The sequence below is a fragment of the Helicobacter sp. genome, assembly GCF_022770205.1.
Taxonomy (GTDB): Bacteria; Campylobacterota; Campylobacteria; order Campylobacterales; family Helicobacteraceae; genus Helicobacter_D.
Window position 1 is genome coordinate 1 of record NZ_JALEIK010000026.1, and the last position, 10,633, is coordinate 10,633.

A 10,633-nucleotide genomic window follows, 5' to 3' on the forward strand; every position below is an offset into this window, starting at 1 on the left:
TTACCACCAATCCCAAGCATAATGACTCCTTTAAATGTAAAATGATGATTGAAGGCAGTCTATCTAATTTATGTTAGCTTTTACTAAAAATGTTAGATAAATGCTATAAAAATTGTAGATTGTATGGAATGTGTTACGAAATAGAATACAATTTTGATTGGAGCGCTGGTAAAATTGTAAGAATTATAGCATCGGCTTTAAATATCCTTCTTTGACAAGGAGTTCTACGACTTCTCTAAAGATTGGCACTGCTGTGCGTGCGGCGAAGTAGGCATTGGTTTCATTGGGTTCAAGCACGCTAATACCAAAGGTGTATTCATTATTTGCTTTATCGCTTGCAAAGCCAAAAAAAGAGCTGTTATATTTGCTCACATACTTCCCGCCCTGTGCGATATGCGCTGTCCCTGTTTTTCCGCCGATGGTAATTCCTGGCACTTGGGCAGTTTTACCTGTGCCATCAGTTACGACTTTAATGAGCGTGTTTTTCACCGCATTTGCCGTGCTATCGCTGATGATTCTAATTGGAGTTTGGTGCTTTAGCTTGTAGCGGATGGATTTGGAGTCTTGGAGATATTCTACAAGATAAGGTTCATAAGCGATTCCATTATTAATGATTGTATTGTATGCTTTTAGCATTTGGATAAAAGTTGTGCGTAAGCCATAGCCATAAGACGCTGTTGCGCGATACACTTCACTGCGGAATCGCCTAGAGTCTGGGATAACTCCCACGCGCTCATAGGGCAAATCAATTCCGCTTAAATTTCCAAAACCAAAAGCCTGCAAGCCTGCATTATACTCCGCTGGGCTTAAGCGTTGAGCAATTTTTGCCATACCAATATTACTAGAGTAGAGCAGCACTTCTTCAATGGTCGAAGATTTTAATCTGTGCGTGTCTGTGATGGTGAATTTATCAAGTTTAAAACGCCCATTTTCTAAGTCAATCACTTCATCCTTTTGCACTAAGTTTTTATCTAGTAGCATTGCATAAATAATAGGTTTGATGATACTACCGGGTTCATAAGAAAGCTCAATAGCGTTTGCATTAAGCTTTGGATAATCTTGTTTTGTGATTGCATTGGGATTAAAGCGTGCATTGCTTGCTAGGCTTAGGATTTTTCCACTTTTGGTTTCCATTATGCCAATTAGAATCTCTTTTGCGCCTAGTTCTTTTGTGTGGCGATCTATTAGCCTTTCTACTTTCTTTTGGAGTTTTAGCGGAATGGAGCTAATAATATCATAGCCATCTGTGCGTTCTTTAAAAATGGAATCCTTATTTAACACCACATTAAAGCCAATGTCACGCGCACCTATCATTAATAAATCACTATTGGGCTCTAATTCTGCATTAAAGCTTTTTTCAATGCCTTTGACTCCATTTACGCGCGTGATTTTAGAATCATTGTCTTTATTGATATAGCCTAAAATGGGTTCCATCGTGTCTTCATAGAGATAATCGCGTAATTCTCCACTTTCCACAACAGAGAGTCCATATTTGAAAATATTCCCATTTTTGTCTTCATAGCTTTGAAAAACATTGAGTTGATTGAGTTTTAAATTGAGTTGTTTGAGATAGCTAGCACTTTTGGAGTCAATGTTATAAGAGAGCGTTACATTTCCTTTTTGTTCTAATTTTTTTCTGATGACATCTTTTGGGATTGTGCTATAAATGCTAAAGAGATTAATGAATAATTCTTTTTTTTGGGGATTGATATTGTAGGTATTCACAACGGCTTTATAGACTTTTTTGCTAGAAGCTAGCAAGAATCCATCGCTACTATAAATGTTTCCTCTAATGGCACTTTCAACGCGTTTTGTTTGGAGGTTTGGGAGTGTGCGTTCTGTAAAATTGCGGTAAAAAATTGTGCCTAGAAAAATGCAAAATCCTAGGGCGATTAGGATAAAAAGTAGCAGGATTTTTCCTGCTTTTTTAGATTGCGCACTATCCACAAGACTTAGATTTGTGTTTTGATTAATTCTTTGTAGGCACTAATTGCCTTATTGCGCACTTCAAGCATCAGTTTCATACTATTTTCTGCTTTTCCAATCACAACAGCGGCTTGGTGTAAATCTTTAATTTGTCCTGTTGCCATATCTGCCATTGCCTGTTCAGTGGCTTTTTGGTAAGTATTAACTTCATCAACAGCATCTTTAAGCATACTGCCAAAACTCTTTGTAGGCGGGTTTAGGTTGTGGTTTGGCGAGAGATTTGGGACATCTTGGAGTTTAGAATTGATTTTTTCTAAATCTATCCCATATTTTTTGATTTCCATTTATAATCCTTTATGCCTGGAACATTGAAATTGCTGTAGAAGCCATATTTTTAGCACTTTGAAAGACTGCAACATTTGCCTGATAGGCTTTTGTTGCTTCAATCAAATCTGCCATTTCTACAACAGGATTAATGTTTGGATACGCAACATAGCCTTCAGAATTTGCATCTGGGTGGCTTGGTTCGTATTTCATTCTAGGTTGAGTATCATCGCGCACGATTTTATCAACATAGACACTCATCAGCGTAGGCTTAGGCTTACGCCCTTCACTAAAACTATCCATTTCATCTAATGGATCTTCGTATTCTAGCAAATTATTGCTTTTTTCATACTTTTGATTTAAAACTTTATCAAAATCAAAGGCTTTAAGCACTAATTCTCTTCTTCTATAAGGTCCGCTTTCATCTGTGCGTGTGGTGTTTGCATTGGCAATATTGCTTGAGATTAAATTCACTCTTTGGCGTTGTGCAGAGAGTCCATAGCCGCTAATATCAAAACTAGATAAAAACATTTATGCCCCCTTAAATGCTTTTTGAGGAGTCAATGGCGTAATTATAGATTCCGCCTTGCTTTTTAAGGATTCCAACTAGGGCTTGATACATAATATCATTTTTGCCCATTTCGCTTGTTTCAATGTCTAAATCTACACTATTGCCATCATTTCTTGCTAAATGTCCATCGCGATAAAACATTGTTGGATGATGGGGATTTTTCTCTTTTGCTGGAAGTAGGTGGTTTTTGTTTGTGATTGCAATATCAAGTTCTAAATTGCGGTTGCGGTTAAAGATTGCATCAGCTTTTAATGCCATCATTTGTTCAAAATTCACATCTTTTGGGCGATACATAGGAGTAGAAACATTTGCAATATTGCTAGCAATCATATCGCGACGCAACGCCCTGTGGTCTAATGCTTCTTGTGCTAATGCGCGTGCTGGGCTATAACTAAAAATACTCATAGTAACTCCTAAAAGATAAACTTTAGGATTTATCAAGCAAGTTTTGTTCCATTTTAAGAATACTATGCGCTTTATCAAGCGTAGAAGTTGGAATCGGAATTTAAGATTCTTTATTGTTTTTAGGTGTGTTGGGAGAGAGTGATAGATTGTTGAGAATAGCGATGATGGTGTAACTGAAAGAAGTCATAAAATCACTAAAAGTAGCACTAGTAATAAAAAGTATGGAAAAGAATTTAGTCAGCCTTTTGTAAAATTGTTTCTGTTTCGTTTTTGAAAGTATAAAAATGCTTGGGTGGAGTTTCTAGTAGGATAAAAGGGGAGTTTGCTAGAGCTTGCTTGGTGAAGTGAAAAAACTCTTGCGCGTAAAAGAGATAAATGCTAGATGCGCCAAGTGGGAAGACTTTTAGGATTCCATTTTCTAGCATTTGCTGTTGGACGCGGAAGTAATTAACTTTTAAAGCTTCACTTAAAGGTAAGCAAAAATGATAAAACTCCCCCTTTATGCGCGTGTTTTCTGTGGTCAGAATCTCGCCTAAAAAGGGCTTAAAATACCGATATTTCACGCCACACATCGCTTCAACATACACCATATAAGTGCAAACTCTAATATCAATCCCTACAAACGCCATCACAGCATTTTCTAAATACAGCCTGTGATACACGCTATTTTCTAAAAAAGGATTCCATTCACCCATATTTTCAAGTGTGCTTTTTGGCATTAGAATCTCTTTTACTCTTTTTCCGCTACCACAGAAGCTAAACATAGGGTGATTGCTTCTAATTTTAGTGGTTTGTCTAAAGGCTTCACTTAAAATTCCAACTTCACTCCTAGCCGTGTTTAAGTCTAAAAAGCGTGTTTTTGGAAAGGTATAATTAAAAGCTGGCATTAAAAGTGTGCCGTTTTTTACAATTTTGCAAAGTGTTTCTATCCACAAAGTTGGAATCGCATTTAAGCTTGCATTCTCGTGTTTGCCAAGGCTTGCAAGAGAGCTATGCACAAGCAAAGTAGAATCGCTTTTGATGCTTTTAAAAGCATTATAAATCTCTTGTGTGGAATAGTTTTTCATAAAAATCCTTATAGAAATTCCCCAAAGTTTTTAGCAACTTCTGTGTAAGCTTGCGTTATTTGCGCATTAAAATTAGAAGTGTTCCAAGCCTTGCGTGAAAAAAGATTCCATTCAAGCTTTTTAAAAAACAAGCTCTTGTTGCTAGAATCTAGCAAATCCACTTTTAAATCGCCCACATTATCGCGCATAGTTTTTTGTAAGGATTTTGCAAGAATTTCCATTGCTTGAAAAACAAAAATAAAAAGTGGAATCTCTAAAAGTGACTTTAAACTAGTCCTTAGCATAGCCTTAAGCTCCACATCGTGTTCTCTTACAAGCGTGCATTTATGCGCTTCTCTTTGACTAAAAAATAAATCCATAAGGCTAGCAGGATAAAAGTCTAAAATCTCTCCTTTAGCATTCACAATAGGAAAGTAGGGATAAATGCGACACAAAAGTGGGCGCATACAATGGGGGTTGCAAAGTCCAGCGCATTCACAAGAGAGAAAGTAAAGCACAAATTTTTTGCCATTTTGTAGGGTAAATTCTTCCTTTTTAGCGGGTGTTGTCAGATTTAGGATTCCACCTTTTTGTGTGTAATATTTGTATTCACCTTCTAAGAGTGCGAGTGTTACGGCGTTTTGGTTTAAAATCTTAAAGTTTTCGCCTAAAAAATTCTTGCAACAATAAGAATCGCAAGTCAAATAGCACTCCTTAAAATGCACAAATTCTAATTTGTAAAGCGCTTCCCAATCAATCATTTAGACTCTTTTAAGGATTCTATAATCGCACAAAACTTCCCAAGCGTGCTAAACTCTTCAGGGTCAAATTCGCTTAAGTCAAGCTCAATTTCAAGCTCTGTTTCAAGCGCGCTTAAAAGCTCCAAAAAGCCCATAGAATCTAAAGCACTAAAAAGTGGCAAATCCTCAAAATTTTCTGTGTTTAATGCGGGATTTTTCACTTTTAAAAATTCTAAAATTCTATTCTTTAACATTTTTTAGCAATCCTTTTGTGATAAATTTTTGCAAATACTCTTTGAGTTCTAATAGGTTAAAGTTACAAATCTCTGCAATTTCAAGCAAGTCTAACTTACCATCGCAATACATTAAAAGATTGCGCATATCTTTAATGTTAGCAAAGGTTTCTTTGGTGCTAAGGGTTGGGTAAAGGTCGTATTTGCTGAGTTTTGGCTCACATAAAATCGTATTTGCATACACACCATTCATCTCCACTGCTTCTAACACACGCAAGACATATTCTAAGCTATTTGCTAGGCTTTTAGGACTTAGTAAGCTTAAATCATCTAGGCTTGTGTGATACTCTTTATACGCTCCAAATTTTGTTCGCATTAGCGTGCAAAAGGGCAAATCTATGCCCGGTGCGCAATATTGCCGTTCATCACTTCCGCGCTCTAAATAAGAGTACGCTTTGTGGTTTTTGTAGTAATGCTTTAAGATGTGTTTGGCTGCTCTATCTGCTAGATTATTTGCGCTTTTAGAATGCAGCACAGAATATTCTCCGCTATCGCCTATGCAAGTTAGCACAAACCCCGCAATACAAGATGCTTTTAGCTCTTTTAAGTGTTGGCTTAAGTAATAAATGCTTCCAAGTGTTTCAGGTAAAAGTAAGATTCTATAAGAGTAGCGGCTCTCTCTTTGGCTTAGGATTTTTGCAAGGGCGTGGCATAGCAAAATACCGCTTAATTCGTTGTTTGCCATTTGCGGATGGCAAATGTAGGTGCTAAGCACAATTTCTTTCTTACTTTGCCCTTTGATTCTTATCTCTCCATAATTCATTACGCCATTTTCAAGCGTGCTATCAATTATGATTTGGAATTTTTCTTGTGAGTTTGCATAGCTCTTTTGCAAGGCTTTAAAAGCTTCAAAACTTAAGCAAAATCCAAAATATTCTTTGTAATAGGAAGTGATATAAGGAATCGCTTTTGGCTCATTTTCTAAAAAATGTAAATGTTCTTTTAACTCTTTAAATGTTAATTCTGTGCGTGTTGGGATAGAGTAGCCTACAAGGTGTAAGTTATTGGTGTGGAAATCACAGATTTTTTCTCCACTAGGCGTTAAAATATAGGCGTCTTTGACATTCCATTCCTTTGGAATCTCCCAGTCAAAGGCTTGCGTCCCTGTTGGAATCGTATAAATGTTTAAATCAGCCGTTTTTAAGGAATCTTTTAGAATTTGCAGCGTTTGGCGATTGCCTTTGCCACTTAGAGAGCGTGGAATTTTAAAGAGTGTTTGTGCTAGGGCATACATCTCTTTTCCATAGTTTAAAAGGCTATCATTAGAGCGGGGGGGGGGCGTAATTTGATAAGCTAGCCATTGTTTGATGGCGTTTCTATCAACCTTTCCATTAGCATTTAGCGGAAAATTCTCTAGGTAAAAAATCTGTTTTGGGAGCATATAGTGGGGGAGTTTTTGGCGCAATGTGTTTAAGATTTCTGTGGAATCTCTTTGTTTATCTTCAATCACTCCATAAAGCACATTAAAAGCATTTTCTTCTAGCACAATCGCGCGCCCTTGCTTGTTGCTTGCAAGGCTTAGTGCATTGTCTATTTCTAAAAGCTCTACGCGGAATCCTTGAATCTTTACTTGCTCATCAAGACGCCCTAAGAAGCAATAGGCGTTAAGTGTTACATCAAATCTACCTAAATCGCCTGTTTTATACCATCTAATTCCCTTTTCTTCTATGAATTTCTCTTGTGTTTTGCTAGGATCATTGTAGTAGCCAAGTGCGATTTGTGAAGCTTCTTTAACCTTGCTTCCTAGTAGAATCTCTCCTACCTCGCCTGTTTTAACTTCTTTATTTTGCGTGTTGCGTAAAGAGAGCATAAGCCCATCAAAAGGCAGTCCAAGCGGTAAAATATCCTCTTGTAAAGTTGGAATCGCATTTTGGATTCCACCTTTTTGTATGAAGCGATAATGCGTAAAGCTAATTGTGGCTTCTGTGGGACCATAGAGATTATCAAGCAAGGCATTTGGGGCGGCTTTAGCAAAGGCTATGGCGGATTTTACAGGCAGTGCTTCACCGCAAAATAACGCAATTTTTAGTTTTGGTAAAACATTTTCTTTTAAGGCTTTTAGGTTTTGCAAATAAGCAATTAAAGAAGGTGGGGCAAAAAGCACACTGAGTTGCTTTGTCGCAATAAATTTCAGTGGGTTTAAGAGCCAAATTTGTGGGATTACTACAAGTGTTGCACCTAAGAGTAGAGTGCAGAAAATATCGTGCATACTTAAATCAAAAGTTAAGTCAAAAAATTGTGAGATTCTCTCTTGTGGCGTGAAGTTGTATAAATCTTTAATGCGATTGACATAAGAGATTAGGTTATCTCTACTGACTAACACGCCCTTTGGGATTCCTGTGCTACCGCTTGTAAAGAGCAAATAAGCGGGGTTTGGCTTGCTTAAAGTGAGTGAAAAATGCGCATTTTGCGGAAACTCCAATGGAATCTCTATAAAATTATGCTGTGGGAATTGCTCTTTTAACTCTGTGAAATTCACTTTAAAGCATAGGATATTTAGCCCTTTTATGGAATTTGCAATCCCACAAAAGGATTTTACGCATTCTTTGCATAAAAGTATTGTAGTAGATTCCGTGCGTGCAATCATTGTTTGGAGTCGCTCATTTGGGAATTTTGGGTTTAAAGGCACATAAGTGAAGTTCCCAAGCACGCAAGCAACAACGCTAACATACACTTCTATTGAGCGTGCGCCAAAGAGTATTATGCTATTTTCTTGTGCGCAATTTTGTGTCAAAAAGCTAGCAAGTGCGTTAGTTTGAATTTCAAGCTCTGCATAAGTGATACTCTCTTTATCCACTTCTATGGCGCAATTTGTTGCGTATTGTTGAAAGGCATTTTGAAATGCTTGATTTAAGGAATCCATATTTTTGTGTCTTCTGTTTCAAGGTTGTGCAATTATACACAAACTCTAATTAAAGCAAAAGTTGCTAAAATCGCATAAGACAGATTCTAAGGAGTTAAAAATGCGAAGTGATATTGTGAAAAAAGGACATAATCGCGCCCCACACAGAAGTTTGCTAAGGGCAACAGGGCTAAAAGATGAGGACTTTAGCAAACCCTTTATCGGCGTGGCAAATAGCTATATTGACATCATTCCGGGACATTTTTTCCTAAACAAATATGCTGAAATTGTCAAAGATGAAATCCGCAAGGCTGGGGGCGTGCCTTTTGAGTTTAACACCATTGGCGTAGATGATGGCATCGCTATGGGGCATAGCGGTATGCTCTACTCCCTGCCTAGCCGCGAACTCATTGCTGATTGCATAGAATCTGTGATGAACGCCCACGCGCTTGATGCGATGATTTGTCTGCCAAACTGCGATAAGATTGTACCCGGAATGCTTATGGGGGCGTTGCGTGTGAATGTGCCGACAATCTTTGTAAGTGGCGGTCCTATGAAAGCAGGGCGACTGAAAGATGGCACAATACTTGATTTAAACTCCGCATTTGAAGCGGTGGGGGCGTATGAAAGCGGCAAAATTGATGAAAAAAGACTGCACGAGATAGAGTGCCAAGCCTGTCCTAGTGGTGGGAGTTGTAGCGGAATGTTTACGGCAAACTCTATGAATACACTCTGTGAAGCTATGGGCGTGGCACTGCCGGGCAATGGCACGATTCCAGCTCTAACACCTGAAAGGGAAGAACTGCTAAGGCAGGGAGCTAGACGCATTGTAGAGATTGCCCTAGATTCTAGCTTAAGTGAAAAATTTAGATTCCGCAATATTTTGAACGCAAAAGCCGTGCATAACGCCTTTGTCGTGGATATGGCAATGGGGGGAAGCACGAATACGATTTTGCATATGTTAGCCATTGCTAAAGAAGCGGAGGTGGATTTCAACCTAGAATCTATCAATAATATCGCTGCAAATGTAGCACATATCGCCAAAATCGCCCCGGCACTCAGTAGCGTGCATATGGAGGATATAAATCGTGCAGGGGGTGTTTCAGCTGTAATGAATGAAATTTCTAAGCGTGGCAATTCGTCTTTGGGTAATCATTTGCAAAATCCTTCCGCCCCGCTTCACTGCGACGCACGCTATAGTGCGTCTCATTCGCAAGGCGAAACGATTTTACAAAGCAATACCGCAAATACTAGAATTGTGGATTCTAACATTGCCGAATCTCAAGCAAAATCTAGCAATGACAAAAAAGTCACAAAAAGCACTCAAACCGATTCTGCAAATCTAGACCCCAGCAATTCTAAGATTTTGAGTGAGCAAGGGAGTTACCTAAGCGGTAATGACCGCAGCGATTTTTCGCAGTTCCCGCATTTATCGCCAAAACGAAGTTTCTTTAGAAAAGCTGAATTGCAACACAAAGATTCTATTTTACATTTAGACGCTCTCACAATCACCGGCGAAACGCTAGGGCAGAGAATCCAAAACGCAAATATCACAGATTCTAACATTATCCGCCATAATGACAACGCCTACTCACAAGTTGGCGGATTAAAAATCCTTTTTGGTAATCTCTGCGAGCAAGGGGCGGTGCTAAAAGTCGCAGCAGTGGCAGAATCTATGAAAGAATTTAGCGGCAAGGCAATTTGCTTTAACTCACAAGATGAAGCGATTAAGGGCATTGCAGGGGGCAAGGTAAAGGCTGGAAGTGTGGTTGTTATCCGCTATGAAGGACCAAAGGGAGGACCGGGAATGCAAGAAATGCTAAGCCCTACAAGTCTTATTATGGGAATGGGCTTGGGCGAAAGCGTGGCACTCATTACTGATGGGCGATTTAGCGGAGCGACAAGGGGGGCTTGTATCGGGCATATAAGCCCAGAGGCTGCTGAAGGAGGGCTTATTGCACTGATTGAAGATGGTGATGAAATAGAGATTTCTGTCTCGCGTGGGAGTTTGGAATTGAAAGTGGATTCTAAAACTTTAGAAGCACGCCGCGCTAAATGGAAGCCAATCAAAAAAGAGATTACAAGCAAATGGCTTAAACGCTACTCCCTGCTTGTAAGCAACGCCGCAAATGGCGCAGTGCTAAAAACGGAGTTGTAAATAACAACGCATCAAAAAACACTAAGGATATTACAATGGAACACACAATTACGCCAGATAAACAAAGTGTTGAAAATTGTCTTAAATGGTATTATCTAAACAAGGAAGGAAATTATGGAAACAAAAATAACATTAGGGATTGTAGTTGCAGTTGTAATGCTGTTATTTCTAACAGGATGTAGCCAAAAAGAAGAATTACAAAGCCATACAGACCAATCTTCTGATAAACCTCTAAGTAAAAAAGAGTTTTTAAAACAATATGGTGGAGTGTATGTGTTAAATAAAGAAGCTAGAGATTTTATTAAAGAGAATGAAAAAAACTTGATAA

At 38.5% G+C, this 10,633-nt stretch carries 10 protein-coding genes; 2 read left to right on the top strand and 8 right to left on the bottom strand.

Translation table 11 applies throughout. The features are described from left to right. Positions 1 to 183 precede the first annotated feature (183 nt). The 8 genes from MRZ19_RS05375 to MRZ19_RS05410 form a co-directional block, all read right to left on the bottom strand. Positions 184 to 1,947, bottom strand: coding sequence for a penicillin-binding protein 2 (locus tag MRZ19_RS05375; RefSeq protein WP_291031123.1), 1,764 nt, complete (start codon positions 1,945 to 1,947; stop codon positions 184 to 186). Between the two features lie 5 nt (positions 1,948 to 1,952). Continuing rightward, on the bottom strand, positions 1,953 to 2,270 hold the full coding sequence (gene fliE / locus MRZ19_RS05380) for a flagellar hook-basal body complex protein FliE (RefSeq protein ID WP_291031126.1): 318 nt from the start codon (positions 2,268 to 2,270) through the stop codon (positions 1,953 to 1,955). A gap of 10 nt (positions 2,271 to 2,280) precedes the next feature. Continuing rightward, a complete protein-coding gene (gene flgC / locus MRZ19_RS05385) occupies positions 2,281 to 2,781 on the bottom strand; it encodes a flagellar basal body rod protein FlgC (protein WP_291031129.1) in 501 nt (166 codons plus the stop codon). 10 nt (positions 2,782 to 2,791) lie between these two features. Then, the gene (gene flgB / locus MRZ19_RS05390; protein ID WP_291031131.1) at positions 2,792 to 3,226 is read right to left on the bottom strand and encodes a flagellar basal body rod protein FlgB; all 435 of its coding nucleotides are present in this window, start codon (positions 3,224 to 3,226) and stop codon (positions 2,792 to 2,794) included. A 233-nt stretch (positions 3,227 to 3,459) separates the two neighbouring features. Continuing rightward, positions 3,460 to 4,293 carry an AAC(3) family N-acetyltransferase gene (locus MRZ19_RS05395; RefSeq protein WP_291031133.1) on the bottom strand — a complete coding sequence of 278 codons (834 nt, stop codon included), beginning with the start codon at positions 4,291 to 4,293 and terminating at the stop codon, positions 3,460 to 3,462. 8 nt (positions 4,294 to 4,301) lie between these two features. Then, a complete protein-coding gene (locus MRZ19_RS05400; protein WP_291031134.1) occupies positions 4,302 to 5,033 on the bottom strand; it encodes a hypothetical protein in 732 nt (243 codons plus the stop codon). Beyond that, positions 5,030 to 5,266: a phosphopantetheine-binding protein gene (locus MRZ19_RS05405; RefSeq protein WP_291031136.1), complete on the bottom strand. Its 237-nt coding sequence runs from the start codon at positions 5,264 to 5,266 to the stop codon at positions 5,030 to 5,032. Before MRZ19_RS05405 ends, MRZ19_RS05400 begins: the two co-directional genes overlap by 4 nt. Continuing rightward, a complete protein-coding gene (locus MRZ19_RS05410; RefSeq protein WP_291031138.1) occupies positions 5,253 to 8,168 on the bottom strand; it encodes a DUF4910 domain-containing protein in 2,916 nt (971 codons plus the stop codon). The genes MRZ19_RS05405 and MRZ19_RS05410 overlap by 14 nt, the downstream gene beginning before the upstream one ends. 100 nt (positions 8,169 to 8,268) lie before the next feature. On the opposite strand from MRZ19_RS05410, the gene ilvD reads away from it, so the two are divergent. Together ilvD and MRZ19_RS05420 are read left to right on the top strand one after the other, a co-directional pair. After that, a complete protein-coding gene (gene ilvD, locus MRZ19_RS05415; protein ID WP_291031141.1) occupies positions 8,269 to 10,305 on the top strand; it encodes a dihydroxy-acid dehydratase in 2,037 nt (678 codons plus the stop codon). A gap of 114 nt (positions 10,306 to 10,419) precedes the next feature. Then, positions 10,420 to 10,633, top strand: a 214-nt coding sequence (locus tag MRZ19_RS05420; RefSeq protein ID WP_291031143.1) for a hypothetical protein, incomplete at its 3' end; no start/stop codon positions are given.

Excerpts from the sequence above, each read along its gene's own strand:
- flgB (WP_291031131.1), bottom strand. The coding sequence starts at position 3,226 with ATGAGTATTTTTAGTTATAGCCCAGCACGCGCATTAGCACAAGAAGCA.
- ilvD (WP_291031141.1), top strand. The coding sequence starts at position 8,269 with ATGCGAAGTGATATTGTGAAAAAAGGACATAATCGCGCCCCACACAGA.
- MRZ19_RS05400 (WP_291031134.1), bottom strand. The coding sequence starts at position 5,033 with ATGATTGATTGGGAAGCGCTTTACAAATTAGAATTTGTGCATTTTAAG.
- flgC (WP_291031129.1), bottom strand. The coding sequence starts at position 2,781 with ATGTTTTTATCTAGTTTTGATATTAGCGGCTATGGACTCTCTGCACAA.
- MRZ19_RS05410 (WP_291031138.1), bottom strand. The coding sequence starts at position 8,168 with ATGGATTCCTTAAATCAAGCATTTCAAAATGCCTTTCAACAATACGCA.
- fliE (WP_291031126.1), bottom strand. The coding sequence starts at position 2,270 with ATGGAAATCAAAAAATATGGGATAGATTTAGAAAAAATCAATTCTAAA.
- MRZ19_RS05395 (WP_291031133.1), bottom strand. The coding sequence starts at position 4,293 with ATGAAAAACTATTCCACACAAGAGATTTATAATGCTTTTAAAAGCATC.
- MRZ19_RS05405 (WP_291031136.1), bottom strand. The coding sequence starts at position 5,266 with ATGTTAAAGAATAGAATTTTAGAATTTTTAAAAGTGAAAAATCCCGCA.